This is a genomic window from Variovorax sp. LG9.2 (assembly GCF_035018885.1).
Classification (GTDB): domain Bacteria; phylum Pseudomonadota; class Gammaproteobacteria; order Burkholderiales; family Burkholderiaceae_C; genus Variovorax.
This window is the reverse complement of the sequence record NZ_JASJXB010000001.1, coordinates 203,916-225,931: the sequence shown is the minus strand read 5'-3', so window position 1 is coordinate 225,931 and position 22,016 is coordinate 203,916. Positions and strand designations below refer to the sequence as shown.

16 protein-coding genes are annotated in these 22,016 nt (G+C 64.4%); 4 read left to right on the top strand and 12 right to left on the bottom strand.

Going from position 1 to position 22,016, the window contains the following annotated elements; translation table 11 throughout:
- Positions 1-9: 9 nt before the first annotated feature.
- The 10 genes from QN413_RS01020 to QN413_RS00975 form a co-directional block, all read right to left on the bottom strand.
- On the bottom strand, positions 10-969 hold the full coding sequence (locus QN413_RS01020) for an alpha/beta fold hydrolase (RefSeq protein WP_323494826.1): 960 nt from the start codon (positions 967-969) through the stop codon (positions 10-12).
- Positions 962-1,765 (bottom strand): alpha/beta hydrolase family protein, encoded by an 804-nt coding sequence (locus QN413_RS01015; RefSeq protein WP_323494825.1) that lies wholly within the window; start codon positions 1,763-1,765, stop codon positions 962-964. Before QN413_RS01015 ends, QN413_RS01020 begins: the two co-directional genes overlap by 8 nt.
- Positions 1,762-2,487: a 4'-phosphopantetheinyl transferase family protein gene (locus QN413_RS01010; RefSeq protein ID WP_416352112.1), complete on the bottom strand. Its 726-nt coding sequence runs from the start codon at positions 2,485-2,487 to the stop codon at positions 1,762-1,764. Before QN413_RS01010 ends, QN413_RS01015 begins: the two co-directional genes overlap by 4 nt.
- Positions 2,488-2,492: 5 nt before the next feature.
- Entirely contained in the window at positions 2,493-7,523 is a 5,031-nt protein-coding gene (locus QN413_RS01005; RefSeq protein WP_323494823.1) for a non-ribosomal peptide synthetase, read from the bottom strand.
- Complete coding sequence (locus QN413_RS01000; RefSeq protein WP_323494822.1) at positions 7,520-14,218, bottom strand: polyketide synthase; 6,699 nt, start codon at positions 14,216-14,218, stop codon at positions 7,520-7,522. The genes QN413_RS01005 and QN413_RS01000 overlap by 4 nt, the downstream gene beginning before the upstream one ends.
- Before the next feature lie 350 nt (positions 14,219-14,568).
- Positions 14,569-15,210, bottom strand: coding sequence for a histidine phosphatase family protein (locus tag QN413_RS00995; protein WP_323494821.1), 642 nt, complete (start codon positions 15,208-15,210; stop codon positions 14,569-14,571).
- A 10-nt stretch (positions 15,211-15,220) separates the two neighbouring features.
- Positions 15,221-15,814: a DUF4136 domain-containing protein gene (locus QN413_RS00990; protein ID WP_323494820.1), complete on the bottom strand. Its 594-nt coding sequence runs from the start codon at positions 15,812-15,814 to the stop codon at positions 15,221-15,223.
- A 71-nt stretch (positions 15,815-15,885) separates the two neighbouring features.
- Positions 15,886-16,839: a tRNA 2-thiocytidine(32) synthetase TtcA gene (gene ttcA, locus QN413_RS00985; RefSeq protein ID WP_323494819.1), complete on the bottom strand. Its 954-nt coding sequence runs from the start codon at positions 16,837-16,839 to the stop codon at positions 15,886-15,888.
- Positions 16,840-16,855: 16 nt separating this feature from the next.
- The gene (locus QN413_RS00980) at positions 16,856-17,245 is read right to left on the bottom strand and encodes a dihydroneopterin aldolase (RefSeq protein ID WP_323494818.1); all 390 of its coding nucleotides are present in this window, start codon (positions 17,243-17,245) and stop codon (positions 16,856-16,858) included.
- The gene (locus QN413_RS00975) at positions 17,242-18,042 is read right to left on the bottom strand and encodes an SDR family oxidoreductase (protein WP_323494817.1); all 801 of its coding nucleotides are present in this window, start codon (positions 18,040-18,042) and stop codon (positions 17,242-17,244) included. Before QN413_RS00975 ends, QN413_RS00980 begins: the two co-directional genes overlap by 4 nt.
- A gap of 125 nt (positions 18,043-18,167) precedes the next feature.
- Between QN413_RS00975 and QN413_RS00970 the strand changes: the two genes are divergently transcribed.
- Positions 18,168-19,181 (top strand): class I SAM-dependent methyltransferase, encoded by a 1,014-nt coding sequence (locus QN413_RS00970; protein ID WP_416352114.1) that lies wholly within the window; start codon positions 18,168-18,170, stop codon positions 19,179-19,181.
- 7 nt (positions 19,182-19,188) lie between these two features.
- On the opposite strand, the gene QN413_RS00965 is transcribed toward QN413_RS00970, so the two are convergent.
- Positions 19,189-19,566 carry a DUF5329 family protein gene (locus QN413_RS00965; protein WP_323494815.1) on the bottom strand — a complete coding sequence of 126 codons (378 nt, stop codon included), beginning with the start codon at positions 19,564-19,566 and terminating at the stop codon, positions 19,189-19,191.
- A 148-nt stretch (positions 19,567-19,714) separates the two neighbouring features.
- Here QN413_RS00965 and hisN point away from each other — a divergent pair, with 148 nt between their 5' ends.
- Genes hisN through QN413_RS00950 form a run of 3 tightly spaced genes read left to right on the top strand, consistent with a single transcriptional unit; the run spans position 19,715 to position 21,686 of the window.
- Positions 19,715-20,521: a histidinol-phosphatase gene (gene hisN / locus QN413_RS00960; RefSeq protein ID WP_323494814.1), complete on the top strand. Its 807-nt coding sequence runs from the start codon at positions 19,715-19,717 to the stop codon at positions 20,519-20,521.
- A complete protein-coding gene (locus QN413_RS00955) occupies positions 20,518-20,712 on the top strand; it encodes a DUF2905 domain-containing protein (RefSeq protein WP_187054408.1) in 195 nt (64 codons plus the stop codon). Before hisN ends, QN413_RS00955 begins: the two co-directional genes overlap by 4 nt.
- A gap of 47 nt (positions 20,713-20,759) precedes the next feature.
- A complete protein-coding gene (locus QN413_RS00950) occupies positions 20,760-21,686 on the top strand; it encodes an ROK family protein (RefSeq protein ID WP_323494813.1) in 927 nt (308 codons plus the stop codon).
- A 60-nt stretch (positions 21,687-21,746) separates the two neighbouring features.
- On the opposite strand, the gene QN413_RS00945 is transcribed toward QN413_RS00950, so the two are convergent.
- Positions 21,747-22,010, bottom strand: a complete 264-nt coding sequence (locus QN413_RS00945) for a hypothetical protein (RefSeq protein WP_323494812.1) — start codon at positions 22,008-22,010, stop codon at positions 21,747-21,749.
- Positions 22,011-22,016 lie beyond the last annotated feature (6 nt).

Below are 22,016 nucleotides of genomic sequence, written 5' to 3'. Positions count from 1 at the left end.
CCAAGGGCTTTAGAGGCTTGTCGCCATCGCACGCGACGCCGTGCGCTTTGGGTTCGGTATCGCGGTGAGTGCGCCGAAACTGCTGGTGCTCGACTCTGACTTCGCTGCAGGCCTCACTGCCGCTGAGGTCAGGCCGTGCACGGCGCGCATTGTCCAGTCGCCCACCACTTTGAGAAACATTCGCTGCGTGGCCTGCGTGGTCAGGCTGTGGTCCATCTCGCCGATGAAAACGTATTCGACGTGCTTGGCGAACTTCTCGTTGGCAAAGGGGCCGAGCTGGTCAAGATGCCGATCGACCGAATTCAGGGTGCCGGTGTACAGCAGCAGCGTCGGAATGTTGCGCTCGGCCACGATATTCATGCAGTCGACGAAGACCTTTGCTTTGTCTTCGAGCGTGCCCGTGGTGAAGATTTCGCCTTCGATTGCGCCTGGTCCGGCCAGCTTGCGTTTGATCCAACGCACCGTCTTCAGAATCATGATCGGATTGGTTGGCACCACCAGTGCGCGGCGCAGTGCGCGTTCCCACCGTGCACGGCGCCCCGGAAACGCATAGCCGTCGAACTGAAGCAGCCCCACCACGCGAGGATCGGCGACGGTGGCTTCGAGCGAACTCGGCGCTCCCGAGCACAAGCCCATCAAAATAAAGCGCCGGATTCCGAGCGATTCCTGGACTTGGTCCATGGCCGCCTGGACGTCGAGAATCGCTCGCGCCATGAAGGTTTGGGAGCCGGTCACCGGACCACTGTCGCCCAAGCCGGCAAGGTCGAAGCGAATGCTGCTGACGCCAGCCCGTGCCAATTGGCGCGCCAGCTTGACATTGATCCGCCGCGGCCCCACGCGGTGGTTGCCGCCCATGTTGTAGAAGATGCAGGCGACCGGTTGAACGGGCCCTTCCACCGGTACCGAAACCATCCCAAGCAACGAACCGTCGCTGCCGAAGAGAACCGGAAATTCTTTGATCTCATTCATTTATTTCTGCCAGTAAACGTTGGATAGCTTCACCGGGAACCACTGGATTCTCAGCATTCGGATCTGTCGTCCAATCCAGGGAGTGACGAAAGCTGGCCACGCGCAGGGGCGCATGGTTGGCGACGGCCGATTGCGCCCACTTGTTCGCCGTGTGGTCGGCTGGATCGGCCAGCATCACCGTGCGGTGTGTTGGCGCCTTGATGGCTTCCGGCACGAGCGAACGGAACTGCTGGCGCAACTCAGGGGAAATGGCGACACCGAGGACTTCGTCGGTGTAGGCCTCCGCTTCGCTCTCGAGACGACGGCGCCATGCACGGTCGGGCATGAAGTACGAGCGCTCAAGCGCTTCGACATGCGCCACCCGCAGGCTTTCCATGTAACGGCGCCCGTCGAAAATCGGGTCCCACAGGACGAGTCGGTCGGGGTCGCAACGACCACTTCGGTCGGCTATGGCCGCAAGCGTCGCCCCCATCCGGGAGCCGAGCCAGACTACACGTCGGCCGGCTGTGTGCCGCCGCAGTTCGTCGTGCGCCGTACAGACGTCGCGCCACCAGCCTTCAATGTCCCCATCCAGGTCGATGCCAGCCGAGTCGCCACTGCCATAAAGGTCGAAGCGCAACACCGCGGCGCCGCCGCGCGCCAGTCGGTCCGACAGCACACGAAAGAAGCGATGGGTGCGAATGGCTTCCTGCCCGAAAGGCGGGCAGATGAGCACGGCTAAGTCACTGCTTTTTTCGGGAGTGTGATAAAGCCCGAAAAGCTGCCGTGACGGTTGCCCGAAGAGCAATGGGATCACGCGAATTCCCTTTCAATCAATGCATTGGTGGGGATCATTTTGGAGGGCGTTTCGACGACAACTTTGGCGAACGCGCAAACAAGGGCGGGACCATGCCGGAACGAGTGAACCCGCAATGTCTCTGTCCTGCCGCCGACAACCATATCGACGTCTTGGGACTCGAGATTCACGCCTACCTCGAAAGAACAGGTGTCGATACTCAGGCCAAGTCCGAGCGCCTTCACGCAGGCTTCCTTGCGCGTCCAGCAGGTGAGGAACGCGAGATCGCGATCCGGGGGGGCCGTCGCCGCCAGGCCTTGTTGCTCGGCAGCAGTGAAGTATTCCGCCGCCAGCGCTGCGGAATAGGACAACGGCCGCAGCACCTCGACGTCGACACCGATCTCCGTAGCGCTGTCACTGTCGTCGATCGCGATGAGGCCGGCGCCTGCGCTGTGGCTGAGATTGAAGCGGAGCGCCGACGGCGCAGCGAGCGATGGCTTGCCGAATGCGCCGACATCGAATGCCAAGTCGCAAGCGGTCGAGCCCGTCACCATCGCCAGCGTTTCGCGCAGCGCGATGTGCGCCGCCACGTAGCGGCGACTGTCGCGCTCGAAAACGAAGCGCGCCGCGCGAGCGCTTTCATCGGCCGACAAGCACTCAGGCGCTTGCGGCGCGGCGGCAGCGTCGAGGTCGACGTGCCACAGCCGGCATCCCGCAATCGATGGAAGCTGCACGATGGTCATTTGCCTCAACGTTTGCGGGACCAGCCGCTGAAAACACGACCCAGCAGGCCACGTTTGGGTTCGTCGTCGTTCGACGTCAAGGCCACTGAATCAAGCGCCGTGCCCGATGCGGTCACAGCCAGTTGTCCGAGGTTTTCAAAGACATAACGACGTGGCTCGATGCGGAAGCCCATGACCTTTTCGGCCTGCGCGATGACGCGCATGGCGAGCAGCGAATCGCCGCCCAGATCGAAGAATGTGTCGCTGGCACGGATGTCGTTGACGTCGATGCCGAGGGCACTGGCCCAGACCTGTGCGAGATGCGCCTGCTCGGGCAGCAGCAGGTCCGGAGCAGGCCGTGCGCGTGATTCAGCGGCGCGCTGGGCGTCGGCGATCATCGCGGCCGCACTGCTCGGTGCCAGGCGGCGCAGGTATGTCGCGCTCGCCGAACCTTCGGGCGAGGCCAATGACTCCAGCGTGCTGTCCGGGTGTTCCGATACGCGGCGCAGGAGTTCGGCATAGCGTTCGTTGAAAGCGGCCCCGGTCTCGTGGCGGTACACGTCGGCGTTGTAGACGATCGCGCCTTCGAGGCAATCGGCTTTGTCCATCAGCCATATGCCGAGGTCGTCGGTGGCGCCGCGTTGCAGCAAGTGCATCTGGCGATAGGCCAGACCACCGATTTCGCGCGGCCGCTCACGTGCATCCTGGAACGAGAAGAGACCTTGGTACAAGCCGACGCGTTGCGCACGTTCGGCAAATTCCGGTTCGGTCACGAGGCGTTCGAATGGCACCTCCTGATGATTCATGACCGACAGCAATTCCTGCTTGATGTAGCGCATGAAATCGCCGAAAGGCAACGATCGATCTATCTGGAACGAAAGCGGCAGCGTGTTGTTGAAAAAACCCATTACCGATTCGGTCTCGGGCGCTTCTCGGCCTCGCACCGGCGTCGCGATGACGATCGAACGCGTGTCGATCACGTCGCTCATCATCAGCACGTAGACGCCGAGCGTGAGCATGCTCAAGGTGACGTCCTGGTTGCGACCGATGTCGCGCAGGCGCGATGTCAGCGCCTTGTCTATCTTGATCCAGTGCGTGCCACCTTCGCCGCTCATGCCGGCTTTGCGCGGCATGTCTGTGCGCGGTGCCTTGGGCAACGGCGCGCTGGCGAAGCGCTGCTTCCAGTAGCGCAGGTGCGCATGGAAATCGGGCTGCTGCAGCCAGTGCGCGTACCAGTCGGCGTAGTCGCCGTGGTTGATGGGCACTGGCGGCAGGCTGTGCGGGATGCCCTTCGTCATGGCGCCGTAAATCGCGTTCAGCTCGGTCTGCAGGATGTCGAAAGACCAGCCGTCCCAGATCAGGTGGTGCGGCACGAAGACGAACACATGGTCGTCGTCCGCCAGCTTGTACAACGCTGCGTTGAAGAGCGGCGCGCGATGGATGTCCATCGGCCGGTCGGCAACTTCCTGCATGCGTGCGGCCAGCTCGGCCTCACGCTGCTCAGCAGGGATGGCACCCAGGTCGATCACCGGCAGCGCGTAGCCGATGTCGTCGATGGTGATTTCGACCGGCGCGTTCGTTTCCGGGTCGACGCCCATCTGCGTGCGCATTGCGGGCTGGCGACGAATGATCTCGCCGAGCGCTGCCTTGAAGCGGCTCACATCGAGCGCGCCACCCAGGCGGTGGGCCGACGGTGCGTTGTAGACAGGACGACCCGGATGCATCTCTTCGATGAAGCGGATGCGCTCCTGCATCGGCGTCAGCGGCGCGCTGCGACGATTTGCGACATGAACGATCGGCTCGCGGCGCGGCGCGCCCGAACTGACGATCGCTTCGACCGCTTCGTTCAGTCGTTCCGCCGTCGGCGCTTCGAACAAGGTGCGCAGCGGGATCGTGATGTCGAACTCGCGACTGAGCAAAGTTGCGAGCCGCGCGGCCAGCAACGAATGCCCGCCCAGCGCGAAGAAGTCGTCGCGAATGCCGAGGCCCGGGAGGTTCAAGACCTTTTCCATCACCTCGAGCACGCGGCGTTCGCCGTCGTTGCGTGGCGCCACGCGTTCTGCTGCGTCGTGTTGCGGAGTTTCTGGTTTGGGCAGCGCCTTGCGGTCGACCTTGCCGTTGGGCAACAGCGGCAGGGCGTCGAGCACCACCACGTGCTGCGGCACCATGTATTGCGGCAGGCGGGCACGCAGGTGGCGGTCCAGTTCGACCAGGTCGATCGAAGCGCCCGGCGACGTCGCCAGGTAGGCCACCAGACGCACGTCGCCCGGCTGGTCTTCGCGCGTGATGACCACGCTGCGTGCGACGCCGGTGGCCTCGTCGCAGCGCGCTTCGATCTCGCCGAGTTCGATGCGGTAGCCGCGGACTTTTACCTGGAAGTCGAAGCGGCCCATGTGTTCGAGCAGGCCGTCGTTGCGCCAGCGACCGCGGTCGCCGGTCCGGTACATCGTGCCCTCGGTGCCGCCGAGCAGATGCGAGACGAACTTTTCCGCCGTCAACTCGGGCCGGTCGAGGTAGCCGAGCGTCACGCCCTTGCCGCCGATGCAGATTTCACCGGGGATGCCGACGGGGCATGGCTGGCCTTGCGCATCGACGATCCACACCGTGGTGTTGGCGATCGGCTTGCCGATCGACACGCTGCGGTCGGCCAGCCCTGCCGCGGTCACACGCCAGAGCGTCGACCACACGGTGGTCTCGGTCGGGCCATACATGTTCCAGACTTCGCCGCAGCGCAGCAGCATTTCTTGCGCGAGGTCGGCAGGCAGGCTCTCGCCACCGACCAGCGCGCGGAAGCCCCGTGGGCCTTGCCATTGCGCATCGACCAGCAAGCGCCACATGCCTGGCGTGGCTTGCATCATGGTTGCGCCGGTGGCGTCGAGGAGTGCGGCCAGCGCGTTGCCATCCATGGCGGTTTCGCGCGGCACCATCACGACTTCGGCGCCGGCGATCAGCGGCAGCATGAGCTCGAGCACGGCGATGTCGAACGACAGCGTGGTTACGGCGGCGAGCTTGTCGTCAGCCGTGATCGAGGGCTCGCGACGCATGCTCTGCAAGAAGTTGGCGACCGCACCGTGCGGCACGCAAACGCCCTTCGGCTTGCCGGTCGAGCCTGATGTGTAGATCACGTAGGCCGGGTCTTCTGGCAAGGCGTCCTTGGCGCTGGGCGCCAGCGACTCGCCCGGCAGGTCGAGCCAGGACGTGTCGCTGTCGATTTCGAACAGACGATCGGCTGCATCCGCACACCATTCGCGTGGTGCGGCCTCGTTTTGCGAATCGGTGACCAGCAATGCCAGCTTGGCGTCTTCGGCGTAGTAGTCGAGGCGTGCCTTCGGAAATTCAGGATCGAGCGGAATGTAGGTGGCGCCTGCTTTCAGGATGGCCAGTACGGCGACCATCATGTCGGCACTTCGATTCAGGCACAGGCCGACATGCTGGCCGCGCTGCACGCCACGAGCGCGTAGCGCGTGCGCCATTCGATTGGAGCGCTGGTCGAGTTCGGCGTATGTCCACTCCGTCACGCCTGCGCGCAACGCGGCGCGCGTCGGTTGCTGAGCCGCCTGCGCGACGAAGCCTGCGTGCATGAGCGCCAGACCCGACACCGGCGTTGCAGCGGGCTGCAACGCGCGCAGCACAGCCGCTTCGGTCGCCGGCAGCATGTTCATGCGGGCCAGGCCTTGCGAAGGGTCTTGCACCGCCGAGCGCATCAGGCACTCGTACATCGCAAGCCAGCGGCGCACGGTCTGCTCGTCGAACAGGTCGGCGTTGTATTGGGTCTCGACCTGCATGCCGCCGGTCACGGGCGTCACGTTCAGGAACAGCTCGAAGTTTTCGAAGCGGCGCGCCACGCTGCTCGCCTGCGCATCGAGGCCCGGAAAGGTGCCGTTGCCCGGTGCTGCGTCGCGGTCGACGTTGAAGAGCACGTTGACCAGCGGCAGCCGGCTCGGGTCGCGCGGCACGGGAAGCTTCTTGAGCAACGTGCCATAGGTCAGCGACTGATGCTCGAAAGCATCGAGCAGCGCGGTACCGGACTGGCGCACCAGTGCATGGAACGGCAACTGTCCGTCGACTGACACGCGCATGGGCAGCAAGTTGACGCAGTGCCCGACCAGCGTCGGCATATCGGCGGCCATTTGCCCGGCAGCGGCAATGCCGATGACCAGATCATCTTGTTCGGTCAGGCGGTGCAGCAGGGTGGCGAAGGCGCCGAACATCGTCGCGAACAGGCTCGTGCCCGATGCTGCGCCGACCTTGCGGAGTGCGTCGACGAGTTCGCGGTCGAGCAGGTGATCGATGCGCTGCGAGGTGAAGGTGCGCACCGCAGCGCGCGGATGGTCGACGGGCAATTCGAGCACGGGCAACGTGCTGCCGCCAAAGCGCGAGAGCCAGTAGTCGACGTGGTCCTGCATCGCGGGGCTGGCCGTTTCGGCCGCTTCCCATGCGGTGTAGTCGGCGTATTGCGCCGCGGCCTCCAGGGCCGGCCCTTCACCGATTTGTTCGGCATAGAGCTGGCCAAGTTCTTCGGTGATCACGCCCCACGACCAGCCGTCGCAGACCGCGTGGTGCGCGGTCATCAAGAGCACGTTGTCGACCGGCGAAAGCCGGTACAGCGCTGCGCGAAAAAGTGGACCTTCTTCGAGAGAGAACGGCTCCGTGACTGCGGTGACGCAATCTTCGTCGAGCGACTTCGCCTGCGCCTTGGCATCCAGATGTGCCAGGTCGTGCTCGCTCATCGAGAGCGGAGTAGCTTCCCCGATCAGCAATTGCGTGCCGTCCGGCGAGATCGTTGCCCGCAGTGAGTCGTGACGTGCGATCAGGCTGTCGAGCGTGGCAGCGAGTGCGCGCGTGTCCAGCACACCGCGCAGGCGCAGCTTGACTGCTTCGTTGTAAGCCAGCGAGGCTTGCTGGCTCAACTTGTCGCCGAGCCACACTTCACGCTGCGCTTCGGTGGTCGAGACGATCTGCGCGATCGCGCCGCCTGCAAAGGGATCAAATTCAGCTGCAGCGGATGCGGCTGGTGGGACTTCCATGTCGGGGACTTCCATCACTGCGCTGCTCATGCCTGAATCTTCATGAATTTTCCCTGGGCGGCCGGGTCTGGCACGAACCAGGCGGGCTGTCCGTCCTTGTCGCGGCCCAGGCGGGCATTCGGCACCGGCGGATGGGCGGCATCGAAGCTCGGTTCGGCCGTCACGCGGCGCGGCAGGAACTCGGCTTCCTGCATCTCCGCGACCGATTCCTTGAAGGCCGACTTGATGCGCGCGATGTCTTCGTGCGAATGCGCCGTCGTCATGAAGCACGGGAAATTATCGAGGATGTGCACGCCGCGGCTGCGCATCATGGCGAACATCAAATCCTGGAACGGATGGTCTTCGAGCCAGCTGATGCGCCAGAGCGAGGTGAAGTAACGAATCTCGAGCGGCGCGCCGACCTCGCGGCAGAAGGCGGTGAGCTCGTCGGCCATCGCGGCGGTGTGCAGATTGAGCTGCGTCTGCAGGCCTTCGCCCGATTCCTTCAAATGATCGAGCGATGCCTTGCAAGCAGCCAGTGCCAGCGGATGGCGCACGAAGGTGCCGGCGAAGTAGGTGACGCCCACGGTCGGGATCGAGTCGTCGCCGTACTGCCAGGCGCCGCCGTCGAGCGAGTCCATGTACTCGCGCTTGCCGGCGACCACGCCGACCGGGAAGCCGCCGCCGATGACCTTGCCGTAGGAAGCCAGGTCGGCGCGAATGCCGAAGATGGCCTGGCAACCGCCGAGGTGTGAACGGAAGCCGGTAATGACCTCGTCGAAGATCAGGCAGGTCTTCGATTTCTCCGTGATGGCGCGCACCTCGCGCAGGAAGTCGCGCGGCTGGAAGTCGGGGCGACGGCTCTGCACCGGCTCCACCAGCACGGCGGCCAGGTCGTCGGCGTTGTTCCGAATGAATTCGAGTGCTTCGGGCGTGCCGTAGTCGAGCACGCGCACGTCGCCGAACATGCCGCGCATGATTCCCGGCGCGGCAGGCATGCCCTTGGCCTCGCGCCCGGCACGCACCAGCACTTCGTCGAAGGTGCCGTGGTAGGAGCCGGTGAACACTACGACGGTGTTGCGGCCCGTCACGGTGCGTGCGATGCGAATGGCCGCCATCACGGCTTCGGAGCCGGTGTTGCACAGTGCTGCACGGTCGTGGCCGGTGAGTTCGCAGATGGTGCGCGACACGTCCGCAGCCAATGGATGCTGCGGGCCGATTTCGTAGCCGAGGTCGAGTTGCTTCCTCACCGCGTCGTTCACGAAGTCGGGCTGCCAGCCGAACAGGTTCATGCCGAAGCCGCTCAGCACGTCGACGTACTGGTTGCCGTCGATGTCCCAGAACTGCGAACCCTTGGAACGCTCGACCACGATCTGATAGACCATTTCCTTGGTCGCCGGACGGAAGCCGTTGACCACACGCGGGTCGGCCATCACAGGCCGGTTGGCTTCGGTGAAAGCCTTGCTCTTGGCGGTGCGCTCGGTGTAGCGGCGGATGAACGACGCCAGCCGTGCCTTTTGCCGGTCGGTCGGCTCCTTGTACTGCGTGTGGATACGGGCGATGGCGCCGAACGCTTTCTTGACGTCGTACTTCATCGTGCCTTCGGTCTCGGCCGATGGCGTTTCAGAAGCGATGGTTGGGACAGGTATCGCAACGACGGGCGCCGCCGCTGCAACCTGCGCCACTGCGGCGGGTGCTGCCGACATGGCTGACATCGCGACCGGCGTGGGCAATGAAGGCGTGGCCGACAACAAGGCCAGCTGTTGCCGCATCAGCTGCATCTGTTGCGCGATGACCTGCTGAACGAGCGTGCCGGTCGCCGAGTCCATGGCGATGGGAGCGACAGGTGCGGCGTACGTCATGGCGACGGACACGGGCTGTGCCACCACCGCAACGGCTGCTACGGGGGCAGGGACCGCAACCGGTGTCGCGATCGGATCGGGCGGTAGCGTGGCGTCGAGGTACGCGGCCAACGAATCGAATGTCCGGTAGCTCTCCATCAACTGCCTGAAGCTTAGATTTGTCTTGAACTGCTTCTTGACCTGGAGGGCGGCCTGCGTGAGCGTTAACGAATCGAAACCCATTTCGACGAAAGGCGTCGAGCCGTCGGCGCCGGCCATGTCGATACCCGAGATGTCCTCGAACAGAGCTTGCAAACCAAGGGTCAGGTTGCTGCGTCGCGGGGGTGCCGTGAGAGCTGTGGAAGCGGCGGTGGTCATGGACGACTCCGGTAAGGCAATTGAAGAAGGAGGAATAGACGGAATGGCGGAAGCAGTGGGCTCGATGTCGACCCAGAAGCGCTTGCGCTCGAAGGGGTAGGTCGGCAACAGCAGACGGTGCTTGCGATTGCGCCTGTCGAGCTGGTCGAGCGCGATGTCGGCACCGAGCGTCCAGAGTCGGCCAGCGGCCAGCCGCCACGCATCGCGTTCGTTTTCGGGGCGGTCGGCGAGCAGGGACAGCGCGGAGACGGGCAGTGCTTTGTTCGCGTGCTGGCGTACCAGCGTCGCCAACGTGTTGCGGGGACCGATCTCGACGAACACGGCTTCCGGTATTTGTGCCAGCACCGCTTGCACTGCCGGCGAAAAGCGCACGGTCTCGCGAAGATGACGTGCCCAGTAGTGCGGATCGATGGCTTCCTCGGGCTTCAACAAGGCGCCCGTCAAGGTCGAGTAGATCGGTATCGTGGGCGCCGACAGCTCGATGCCGTGCACCAGGGCTTCGAACGGCGCCACAGCCCGATCCATCATGGCGGAGTGGAACGCGTGCGAGGTCTGCAGCAGCTTGGCGGCGACGCCATCTGCTTCGAGTTGTGTGCGCAGGCGTTCGATTTCGTCGGTGGGCCCGGCCACCACGCTGGCGGTCGGTCCGTTGTCGGCGGCCAACGAGAGGCCGGCGGGCAAGCGCGCCTGCATTTGGACGGCTGACAGGCGAACCGAGAGCATCGATCCCGATGGCAAGGCTTGCATCAAAGCGCCGCGCTCCGCGACGAGGCGGGCAGCGTCTTGCAGTCGCATGACGCCGGCCAGCACCGCGGCCACGAACTCGCCCACGCTGTGACCCATCAATGCGACCGGCGTGACATGCAGCGCCATGAGTTGTCGGGCGAGCGCGTATTCCAGAACGAAGGTGGCCGGCTGTGTAACCGACGTCGGCGCCAGTGCCGCGATGTCGACCGAGAACATGCGTTCGCGCAGATCGAAGGGCAGCACGTCACCGAACGCGGCAAGGCATTCATCGAACGCGGCGCGGAAAACCGGCTCCGCCGCATACAGGGCGCTGCCCATGCCGGCGTACTGCGCGCCTTGGCCGGGAAACATGAAGACCGGTTGCGGCACGCGGGCGCCTGTCGCGCCGGTGGCGCGCATCGGCGCCTCGACCGAGCGCAGAGCCGTCACCGCTTGTGTCGTAGACGATGCCACGACGCAGCCGCGCTGCGCAAACGCCTTTCGACCGACGCGCAGGGTGTGCGCCACGTCGGCGAGCGACAGGCCCGGATGGGCTTCGAGGTGGTCGGCCAATCGGGCACTGGCGGAAGCAAGCGCTGCTGGCGAGCGGGCCGAGAGCACCAGCAACTGCGGCGCATCCGTGGCGTCCGATGGCAGCCGAAGCGGCGCTTCTTCCACGATCACATGGGCGTTGGTGCCACCGACGCCGAATGAGCTGACGCCCGCCCGGCGCGGCTGGTCGCCGCGGGGCCAGGCCTGCAGGCGATCGGCCACGCGGAATGGTGTTGCGCCGAAGTCGATCGCGGGATTCGGCGCATCGAAATGAATCGAAGGCGGAATGCATTCGCCTTGCAGCGCCAGCGCGGTCTTGATCAGGCCGGCCGCCCCCGAAGCCGCGACGATGTGACCGATATTGCTTTTGAGAGATCCAACGGCGCAGAAACCGGTGTCCGTGGTCTGGGCGCCATAGGCTTTGGTCAGCGCTGCGATCTCGATCGGATCGCCCATCGGCGTCGCGGTGCCATGGGCCTCGACATAGGAAATGCTTCTCGCGCCGACGCCCGCCGATGCCAGTGCAGCAGTGATCACGCGGGCCTGCCCGTCCACGCTGGGCGCCGTGAAGCTGGCCTTGACGCCGCCATCGTTGTTGACGGCTGTGCCGCGCAGCACGGCGTGCACGGTATCGCCATCGGCCAGTGCGGCCGACAGGCGCTTAAGCAGCACAACGGCCGCGCCGTCGCTGAACACGGTGCCTTGGGCCCCGGCAGAAAAGCTGCGCGTGTGGCCGTCGGGCGACAGCATCGCGCCGTCTTCATGCAGATAGCCACTGCGGGGCGGCGAAGTGATAGAAGCGGCACCTGCCAGGGCCATGTCGCAGTCGCCGTTGCGGATCGCAGAAAACGCCTGCGCAATCGCGACCAGGGAGGTCGAGCAAGCCGAGTGAACGCTGATGGCGGGGCCGGTCAGGTTGAGCCGGTGCGCCACGCGGGTGGCGATGTAGTCCTTGTCGTTGCCCAGCATCACCTGGAAGTCGCCGACCTGCTCGATCAGGTCCGGGCGCGGCATCACATGGCGGTGCAGGTAGGTGCTGCCGTACATGCCGGCAAACACGCCCACGGTGCCTGGCGCATTGTCGGGCGCATAGCCGGCCCGCTCGACGCACTCCCAGCACAGCTCCAGAAAGATGCGTTGCTGCGGGTCCATCAGTGCAGCTTCTTTCGGGTTGATGCCGAAAAAGGCGGCATCGAACATCTCGGTATCGGCGATCACGCCACGCGCCTTGACATAGGCCGGGTCGGTGCGCAGTTCGGCGCTCACGCTCGGGTCCAGCGTGGCGTCGTCGAAAAAGGTGATGGTCTCGCGGCCAGCGCAGAGGTTGTCCCAGAACTGTTCGATGTCGGCCGCGCCGGGGAAGCGTCCAGCCATGCCGATGATGGCGACGGGTTCCAGACCGCTGCCAGTGCGCTCGACACGGGCCCCGGCGACACCGGGTGACACGGCCGCGGGTGCCGTCGGTGCGAGCAACAGTCGAACCAGCGCGCACGGCGTCGGGTCGGCAAAAAAGTCTGTCACGCCCAGCGTGCGCTGACCCGCGCCCTGCAGCATGACCAGTGCACGGGTGACCAGCAGCGAGGTGCCGCCAAGTTCGAAAAAGTTGTCCGCAAGGCCGGTCTGGTCGATCTCCAGCACTTCGGTGAACACTTGGCACACCCGTTCTTCGAGCGCAGTCGATGGCGCTTGATAAGGCGTCGCCAACTCGGGGCGTTCGCGCGGGGGCGCAGGCAGAGCGCGGCGATCGAGCTTGCCGTTTTCGGTGATGGGCAACATGGGCAGCTCGACGAAGGCGGCCGGCAGCATGAACTGCGGCAGATCCTTGGCGAGGTGGCTGCGGAGATCGGACGCCGGAACATGCCCTGCAGCCATCACGACATAAGCCACCAGCCGCGGTTCGCCATCGGCATGGTCGGTGCGAGCCAGCACAGCGCACTCTCTGACGCCCGGATGCCCGAGCAACAGGTTCTCAATCTCGCCGGTCTCGATGCGAAAGCCCCGGATCTTGACCTGATGGTCCATGCGACCCAGGCATTCGATATCCCCATCGGGATGGCGTTTTCCGAGGTCGCCGGAACGGTAGGCGCGCAAGGTTGCGCCAGTGGCCGGGTCGGTCCAGTCGATGAATCGCTGCGCCGTCAGGTCGGGGCGTCGGAGGTAGCCGTTGGTCACGCCGGGGCCGCTGACGACGATTTCACCGATGTCGCCATTGGCCACCGGTTGCAACTGTTCGTTCAGCAGGTCGATGCGCAGATCGGGAATCGGGCAGCCGATCATGCTGCCGCGGCGCAGTTCGAGGTCTTGCCAGCTCACCGGACGATAGCTGACGTGGACGGTGGTTTCGGTAATGCCGTACATGTTGACCATGACGGGCGCTGTGTCGCCATGGCGCTCGTACCACGGGCGCAGCATTTCGAAGGAGAGGGGTTCACCCGCGAAGATCACGTAGCGCAAATGGAGTGCGTCCGGTGCAAGCGCGGCGCGCCGGTCGGCTTCGATCAACGGCCTGAAAGCCGATGGCGTCTGATTCAGGACCGTGACCTGTTCGCGCACCAGCAATGCGAGAAAGTCGTCGGGCGAGCGCGTTGTCAGATAGGGCACCACGACCAGTCGGCCGCCGTAGCTGAGCGATCCCCAGATTTCCCAAACGGACACGTCGAAGGCGTGGGAGTGAAAGAGCGGCCACACGTCGTCGGGCCCGAAGTCGTACCAGGCATCGGTCGCATCGAAAAGCCGGGTGACGTTCAGGTGCGTGACCAGGCAGCCCTTGGGCCTGCCAGTCGAACCTGAGGTGTAGATCACATAGGCCAGCGCATCGGGGTCGGCCGTGCCGACGTTGCTGCTGTCCTCGTTTGCCGCACTGCCGTCGTCCACCAGGAGCACCGGTGCCGACGACGTCGGCATGGCGGCCGCACTGGCTGCGGTGGTCAGCATCGCCACCGGTTGCGCGTCACTGACCGTGAAATCGAGCCGCTCCATCGGATATTCGAGATCGATCGGGAGGTAGGCGCTGCCGGATTTCAAGATCGCGAGCAGTCCGACCACCATGTCGATGGAACGCTCCATGCCGATGGCTATCAGTTTGTTGCGACCTGCTCCGGCGCGCTGCAGACGTCGCGCCAACTGGTTGGAGCGGCTGTTGAGCTCTTCGTAAGTGATCGATACGCCGTTACAAGATACAGCAACCTTCTTCGGGTTCGCCGCCGCGCGCAACGCGATGCGCTGGTGTACCGGTATGAAAACTGTCATCGAAGATCCTTTGGCCCCGGCCTGATCAGTGCATAAACAAGATCAGAACCGTTATTCACTTAATTACAAAGCACTCACTCTTGTCCGTTGCTACCATCCTGCCGAGAGACCAAGTCGGTTACCACCGGCCAAACGACATGTTCAACGGCCTATTTCTTGAACACGAACGCGGCAACACTTGACGCATTTCGTTTCGATTGGCGTGTTGACAAGGCATCTTGCTTGATGAGATTGTGCGCGCGTTTTTACTTTTTGAATACAAACGACTGACATTGAAACGTCAAATTTTGACGAATTTTCGATAGCAAGGGTCTATTGCTGCGGCAGGTACAACAGCGCTTTTTGATCGTCTAGACCGTTGCGTCGTCGTTAAGGGCGTCGTTCAGATGCGTTGTGTCGCTCCAGCCCACGAGGATGAAACCTTCGGGAGTCCAAAGGAGCCGGTTGATGGAGGCGTTGCCCAGCATCCAGGTACGGGGTGCCTGCAAGCCCTGCCGGGTTGCAGCACGATAGAGAACGTCCATCACGCCGCCGTGCGCGACCAGCACGACCAATTCGCCGGGATGGCGAGCGGCGAGTTCGGCCGCCACTGCAGTGATGCGATCACGAAACACCAGCAGGCTTTCACCACCCCTGGGCGTGAAGGCGGGGTCCCGCTCTCGCCACAGCCGCGCCTGATCGGGCAAGTTTTGCTCGATCTCCGCAAAACTCATACCTTCGAAACATCCGAAAGCGCGCTCTCGCAGCCGGGGCTCCGGCCTGACCTGGAGCCCGAGTGGTCGCGCAATCTCGAGCGCCGTGTTCCAGGCGCGCGTCAAGTCGCTGGCGTAGACCACGTCGATGGCTTCGTCGGCCAGCGCCTGTCCGACGCGACGGGCCTGCCATTCGCCCGTGGCGTTGAGGCCGATGTCGAGTTGCCCCTGAATGCGTGTGCCGACGTTCCATGCAGTTTCCCCATGGCGCACGGCAATGAGTCGCGTGGCCTCTTCCATCCGGAACGATCTAGGGCCGGGCCGGGGCGTTGGTGCCGGGCAGGGCGATGTCTACGCGCCGCTCGCCGGCGGGCGGGTTCGGAAAGCCCTGCAGAGCGGCTTCGAACATGACTGAAAGTATGGCCGCACTCCGGTTATAGGGCCCGTCGTTGCTTGCGTGTGTCTCGTAGACCACTTGGCCCGAAGCAAGTTCGCGCAGCACGATGCTGACTTTCCTGACATACCAGGAGTTCGCCATGTTCGGGAACGCCGGACCGTAGAACCCCCGGTAACCGTAGTCGACCCTTGCGCCGAACCCTAGCCCTTGATGGGCGCCGTAGAGCAACGGGTCGGCAAACGGCGAGAGCGACGCGTCCGCGCGTGCGTCGATCTGCGCGCTGTAGCGCGGCTTCGCATCGTCGCGCCGGAAACCGACATTGCCCAGCGCGGCGCTCGCCATTGACTCGATCGTCTGCTGTGCCGCCTCGTTCGACTGCTGCGACGGAAGCCGCTCGAAGCGGTAGGTGGCATCGGCCATTACCGGTGCAACTGCCAGCCTCGAAAAACTGCGGACATCGCTGTCGACCACCCAATTGGTGGCACAACCAGACAGCGCGACCAGCATGAGAAGGGCGGCGGGGGCCAACAGAGCGCGCCTGGGTCGTCTCACCCGGCTCATGTCTGAATTTCCACGCCTCAAACCTGCACGATTCGCAAAGCCGATTGCGCCAACGACCCCGGCCGCATGGGCAACGCCGGCAAGGTCGGCGCTAGCGCATCGAAGTTCGGCGCGTCGAACGCCTTGTCGCCTTCGTCGTCCGCGACGCCCGTCGCCTTCAATCCCTTGAAATCGTGCCGCGTGCCGTCTAGCAGGTGCGACGGCACCACGTTCTGCAGCGCGGTGAACATGTTTTCGACACGGCCGGGATGCTTCTTGTCCCAGTCGCGCAGCATCTCGCCGACCTGCTTGCGCTGCAGGTTTTCCTGGCTGCCGCACAGCGTGCACGGAATGATCGGAAATTCGCGGTGCTGCGCCCAGCGCACCAGATCTTTTTCAGCCACGTAGGCCAGCGGCCGAATGACGATGTGGCGTCCGTCGTCGCTGACGAGCTTGGGCGGCATGCTCTTGAGCTTGCCGGCAAAGAACATGTTGAGGAAGAAGGTCTGCAGCATGTCGTCGCGGTGATGCCCCAACGCGACCTTGGTGGCGCCCAGTTCATCGGCCACGCGATACAGAATGCCGCGCCGCAGCCGGCTGCACAGGCCGCAGGTCGTCTTGCCTTCGGGGATGACACGCTTCACGATGCTGTACGTGTCTTGGTTCTCGACATGAAAGGCCACGCCGAGTTCGCTCAGGTACTTGGGCAGCACTTCTTCAGGAAAACCCGGTTGCTTCTGGTCGAGGTTGACGGCGATCAAGTCGAAATGAATCGGCGCGCGGGCTTTCAGCTTCAGCAGGATGTCGAGCATCGCGTAGCTGTCTTTGCCACCCGACACGCACACCATGACCTTGTCGCCTTCTTCGATCATGTTGTAGTCGACTATGGCGCGGCCGACTTCACGACACAGGCGCTTTTCAAGCTTGTGCGTGTCGCGCTCGATCTTGAGGTTGGCCGATGGCGCGACCTCGTCCGTCCAGACGGCGCTCATGCGTTTTCTGCCATGTTCATTTGCTCCTGAAGACTTCGACGCCCACCGCTTCACAGTCGGGATAGACATCGGGTTTGGCGCTCGATACGCGTGCCGCGTGCACCTTCGGATGCGCCAATATGGCCGCCAGGAGGTCGTCGCACAGCGTCTCCTGCAAATGAATATGCCCCTGAGACAGCCGCGCTGCCACGGTTCGGCGAATGAAGTCGTAGTCGACAACTTCGTCCAACTCGTCGGCTTTGGGCGTCGAAATTTCCAGCGGCACATACAGGTCGACGTTGATGATTACCCGCTGCTCGGCCTTCTTTTCGAACTCGTGCACGCCGATGTTGATCCAGACCTCGTAGTTCTTCAAAAAGACGCGTCGGCAGGAGAGCAGCAGGGGATCGAGGGCGGCAGTGGTCATGGCGGGGAAGCTTTCAGCAAATCGTCGACGACGAACATGATGTCGCGTTCCAGCGGCACCAAATGCTGGCCGTTGTCGACGCACAGGGTGGTGCCGGTCACGCTCGGCGTGCCGGCCAGAAAAACGCAGGTGCGCGCCACGTCGGCGGGGTCGATCGGCCGACGCATGAGGTTGGCGCGCGCAGCCCGCGCGAAGTTGGTTTCGTCTTGCGGGCCGCTGGTGAACAGGATGCCCGGCGCCACGCCGCACACGCGCACGGCGGGCGCCAGCGCCTGCGCCTGCAGCGACACGGCGCGCTCGAGCGCCAGCTTAGACACGGTGTAGGAGAAGTAGTCGGGGTTCAGGTTGAACACCTTCTGGTCGAGTATGTGGACCACCGACCGGTCGGTGCCATCGGCTGGTTGCCGCGCCAGCAGCCGCGCGAAAGACATCGGCGCGATGAGGTTCACGCCGAGTTGCCTGAGCGCGGCGTCCGGCTTGAAATCCAGCGCGGTGTCCGGCTCGAAAGCAGAAGCGTTGTTGACAATGCATGCCAGCGGCGTGGCAGCAGAGATTCGTTCGACCAGCACCCTGCGCGCGTCTTCGTCGTCGATGTCCGCTTCGATGGCGGTGGCGGCAAAGCCTTCATCGCGCAGGCTGGCACACAGGGTTTCGGCAGCGTCGCGCGAGGCGCGGTAGTGGCACCACACCTGCCATCCGGCTCGCGCGAAGGCTTCGCAGATGGCCGCGCCGAGCCGTCGCCCGCCGCCCGTAACGAGCACGCCGCGTGGTCTTGCTGAAGGGGTCGAAGCGACCATGTCGGCCATCCTGATAAATTTCTCGAATGAATTTGGAATGCGGCGCCGTGCGCGCCAACCCGTTGACCCGGATTATCGATGCCGCGCTGGAGCGCGGCGGTGGCTGGCTGCCGTTCGACCGCTTCATGGCCATGGCCTTGTACGCACCGGGGTTGGGCTACTACGCGAACAGCTCCACCAAGTTCGGACAGATGCCGTCGTCGGGCAGCGATTTCGTCACCGCGCCAGAACTGACGCCGATGTTCGGCCGCACTCTGGCCGCACAGGTGGCCCAAGCCCTGGACAAGACCGGTACCGACACGGTGTGGGAGTTCGGCGCTGGCTCCGGCGCGCTAGCGGGGCAGTTGCTGGATGCGCTCGCGGCGCTTGGCACCAAGGTTGCGCGCTATCGCATCGTCGACCTCTCCGGCACCTTGCGGGCGCGGCAGCAACTGGCGCTGGCAGCGCATGGCGACCGGGTCGAATGGCTCTCTGAGTTGCCGGAGACGATGCAAGGCGTGGTCGTTGGCAACGAGGTGCTCGACGCGATGCCGGTGCAACTGCTGGCACGCGTGGGCGGCGCGTGGTTCGAACGTGGGGTCGTCAAGGCGCCGGACGCCGACGGATGGTCGTGGCAAGACCGGCCGACCGAGCTGCGGCCTCCCGTCGAGGTAACCGGCGACCACGACTACCTCACCGAGATCCACCCCCAAGCCGAGGCTTTCATGGCCACGTTGGCCGACCGGCTGACGCAGGGCGCGGCGTTCTTTATCGACTACGGTTTTCCCGAGGCCGAGTACTACCACCCGCAACGCCACATGGGCACCGTGATGTGCCACCGCGCGCACATGGCCGACGGCGATCCGCTGTCGGATGTCGGGCTAAAGGACATCACTGCGCACGTCAACTTCACCGGCATCGCGCTGGCTGGCCAGAACGCCGGGCTCGAAGTGCTCGGCTACTGCAGCCAGGCGAGGTTTCTTTTGAATTGCGGGCTGCTGACGCACATGGAGCAGGGCACGCCGGCGCAGCGCGCGATGGCGGCGCATCTGGTGCACGAGCACGAAATGGGTGAGCTCTTCAAGGTCATCGGCTTTGCGGTCGGCGCGCCGTGGGATGCGATAGGTTTCGCGGAGGGCGACCGCACGCATACCCTGTGAGCGCGGTTCAGTGCTGCCGCAGCTTGCGCAGTTCGTCCCGTAAGAAGTCGCCCGATTCGCGCATCGCCGCGCCGCCGGCCAGCTTCACCTTGTAGGCGACCTTGGTCATCTCGGAGCGGGTGGCGCAGCGCTCGATGAAGTCTTCGGCAGTGACGATCTCTGCCTTGAAGTGGTCGTACTTGCTGCGCATGTGCGAGGCGGCATCGGTCGCGTTGTACTCACTCCCGTTGCGCACGAAAACCATGTCGGTGGTCTTCTCGACGCGCTGGATCAAGGTCTGGATGACTTTGTCTTCGCTTGGCGACGGCGTGGCACTGGCGACGGTCATGAGGCCTATCCACAGGGCCAGTACGCAATAGACGCTTCGAACAAAGATGCGCAACATCGATTTCTTTCGTGAGCCGGAATGGCTCATCGTTTGTTTGGGAATGGTAGGCGTCGCTCGTCGGCGCTGTCAATCGACGGCCGGTCGGGTTTAATCTGGTGACTGCTTTCAATCAAGCATTTTTCAGACCACCGACGGACGTCCCGAATTGAGCTTCCCCGCCAACGAGCCCCACGATCCACGCGATCCGCTGGCCATCGCCCACGCGCTGGCCGATGCTGCAGCTGCCCACTCGATGCGCTGGTTTCGGATCTCGCTCGACATCATCACCAAGGCCGACGACAGCCCCGTGACGCTGGCCGATCGCGCTGCCGAAACCGCCATGCGCGAAATCCTCGGCGAGCGCTGTCCCGCCGATGGCATCTACGGCGAGGAGCACGGGCCCGAGCGTCTCGACGCCGACCGCATCTGGGTGCTCGACCCGATCGACGGCACGCGCAGCTTCATTACCGGCTCACCGCTGTGGGGCACGCTCGTCGGCGTGCTGCAAGGCGGCCGCGTCGTCTTCGGCATGGTCGATATGCCGGTGCTCGGCGAGCGCTGGATCGGGCAGGCCGGCAGGGGTGCGCAGCGCAATGGCGAGACGGTCGAGGTCAGCAGCTGCAGGGCGATCGACAAGGCCCGCATCGTGACGACGTCGCCGGACATATTCAACGCCGCCGACTGGCAGGCATTCCACCGATTGAGCCGGCAGTGCGCCATGCGTCGCTTCGGCGGCGACTGCTACGGCTATGCGCAGTTGGCCGGCGGCACCATCGACCTGGTGGTGGAAACCGGCTTGCAGCCCTACGACTATCTCGGCCCGACCGGGCTGATAGAAGCCGCCGGTGGCGTCGTCACCGACTGGCTCGGCCAGCCCCTCGGCCTCGCGTCCGACGGTCGCGTCATCGCCGCCGCCACGCCTGAACTGCACCGCGCCGCGCTCGGCATCCTGAACGCTCGAAGCCTCGCATGATCCGTTGGCTGATCGTCGTCGTGCTGGCGCTGGTGCTGATGAGCGGGCTCACGCAGTGGCTGCGCAAGTTCGGCTTCGGCCGCTTGCCGGGCGATTTCGAATTCCGCGCGCTTGGACGTGAGTGGCAATTGCCGATCGCGAGCACGGTGCTGCTCAGCATGATCGCGGCGCTTATCGCGCGCTGGATTTAAGTCCGACCTTTGAACATAACCAAGCGACAACCAAGGATCACGACCCGATGAGAGCCTGCGTCGACATCGGCGGCACCAAGGTGGCCGTCAGTCTTTCTCCTTCCGCTGATGTGCCGTTGCTCGGCCGTCGCAGCGAACCCACAGCCCGGACCGGCAACAACGACGCACTCGCGCTGCAAGTCATGCGGCTGATCGATGCCGTCTGTGCCGAGCAGGGCGTCGACCCGGCGTCGGTCAACCGTGTCGGCGTGTCGACGACCGGCCCTTTCGAATTGCGCGACGGCAAGGTGGAAGTCGCCTCGCCCAACATTTGCGGCGGCATCGCTGGCCCATCAGGCGGCTTGCCCAATCAATGGATGACGGCGTTGCTCGAAGCGCCGCTGGCCCAGCGCTTCGCCTATGTGCGCGTGGAGAACGATGCCGTGTCCGCCCTCGAAGCCGAGCGCCAGTGGGGCGCGCTCAAAGGCATCGACGACTGCGCCTACGTCACCTGGAGCACCGGTATCGGCGTCGGCTTGTGCGTTGGCGGGCGGGTACTGCGCGGCAAGAACGGCAACGCCGGCCACGCCGGCCATAGCTTCGTGGTCGACGACGCCAGCGGCGCGCTGTGCGGCTGCGGCAACGTCGGCGATGTCGAGGCGCTGATCGGCGGCAACTCGATGGCGCGGCGCTTTCGGCAATCGCCAGCCGACCTGTTCGCGGCCGCCACCCAGGGCGACACGCATGCGCTGCACATCGTCGATGCCCAATGCCGCGTGATGGGCCGCATGCTCTACAACTTGATCGCAACGCTCGATCTGCAGCGCATCAGCCTGGGCGGCAGCGTGTTTTGGAACCACCGCGACTTCCTGCTGCCGCGCCTGCAGTCGGAGATCGCCGGCAAGCTGGTGCCGCTGACGCGCGGAGTCGAACTCGTGCCGGCGGGGCTCGGCGACAAGGTCGGGGATTACGGCGCGCTGGCGCTGCTGGACTGATCTATCTAGGAAATCGGAAGCCACCAAGGAGGGGCAGGCCTCCGGTGGTGCGCCTGCGCGTCAGGATGCGCGGCAGTTGCCGAAGTCGCAGCGCACCGCCAGGGTCTGCCCGCTGTTACAGGCCAACGTATAGCGCTCAAAGCCAGGGCCCTTTTCCACCAATGTCGCAAGCGGCATTGCGGCGCAACTGCGGGTCTTGGCAAGCTTTTCGGCGTTGTAAGTGTCGACGCCCGTGCGACGGAACGACAGCGCGGGGTTCGGAGCCGGCGGGCGCCAAGTCCCGGTAACGGAAGGATCTGCGTTCTCATAGCCGCGGCGGGCCATGCCGGT

Excerpts from the sequence above, each read along its gene's own strand:
- QN413_RS01005 (WP_323494823.1), bottom strand. The coding sequence starts at position 7,523 with ATGAGCAGCGCAGTGATGGAAGTCCCCGACATGGAAGTCCCACCAGCC.
- QN413_RS00970 (WP_416352114.1), top strand. The coding sequence starts at position 18,168 with ATGGCCATGGCCTTGTACGCACCGGGGTTGGGCTACTACGCGAACAGC.
- QN413_RS01010 (WP_416352112.1), bottom strand. The coding sequence starts at position 2,487 with ATGACCATCGTGCAGCTTCCATCGATTGCGGGATGCCGGCTGTGGCAC.
- QN413_RS00975 (WP_323494817.1), bottom strand. The coding sequence starts at position 18,042 with ATGGTCGCTTCGACCCCTTCAGCAAGACCACGCGGCGTGCTCGTTACG.
- QN413_RS00980 (WP_323494818.1), bottom strand. The coding sequence starts at position 17,245 with ATGACCACTGCCGCCCTCGATCCCCTGCTGCTCTCCTGCCGACGCGTC.
- QN413_RS00950 (WP_323494813.1), top strand. The coding sequence starts at position 20,760 with ATGAGAGCCTGCGTCGACATCGGCGGCACCAAGGTGGCCGTCAGTCTT.
- QN413_RS01020 (WP_323494826.1), bottom strand. The coding sequence starts at position 969 with ATGAATGAGATCAAAGAATTTCCGGTTCTCTTCGGCAGCGACGGTTCG.
- QN413_RS00945 (WP_323494812.1), bottom strand. The coding sequence starts at position 22,010 with ATGGCCCGCCGCGGCTATGAGAACGCAGATCCTTCCGTTACCGGGACT.
- QN413_RS00995 (WP_323494821.1), bottom strand. The coding sequence starts at position 15,210 with ATGGAAGAGGCCACGCGACTCATTGCCGTGCGCCATGGGGAAACTGCA.
- ttcA (WP_323494819.1), bottom strand. The coding sequence starts at position 16,839 with ATGAGCGCCGTCTGGACGGACGAGGTCGCGCCATCGGCCAACCTCAAG.
- QN413_RS00965 (WP_323494815.1), bottom strand. The coding sequence starts at position 19,566 with ATGTTGCGCATCTTTGTTCGAAGCGTCTATTGCGTACTGGCCCTGTGG.
- QN413_RS01000 (WP_323494822.1), bottom strand. The coding sequence starts at position 14,218 with ATGACAGTTTTCATACCGGTACACCAGCGCATCGCGTTGCGCGCGGCG.
- QN413_RS00955 (WP_187054408.1), top strand. The coding sequence starts at position 20,518 with ATGATCCGTTGGCTGATCGTCGTCGTGCTGGCGCTGGTGCTGATGAGC.
- QN413_RS00990 (WP_323494820.1), bottom strand. The coding sequence starts at position 15,814 with ATGCTGGTCGCGCTGTCTGGTTGTGCCACCAATTGGGTGGTCGACAGC.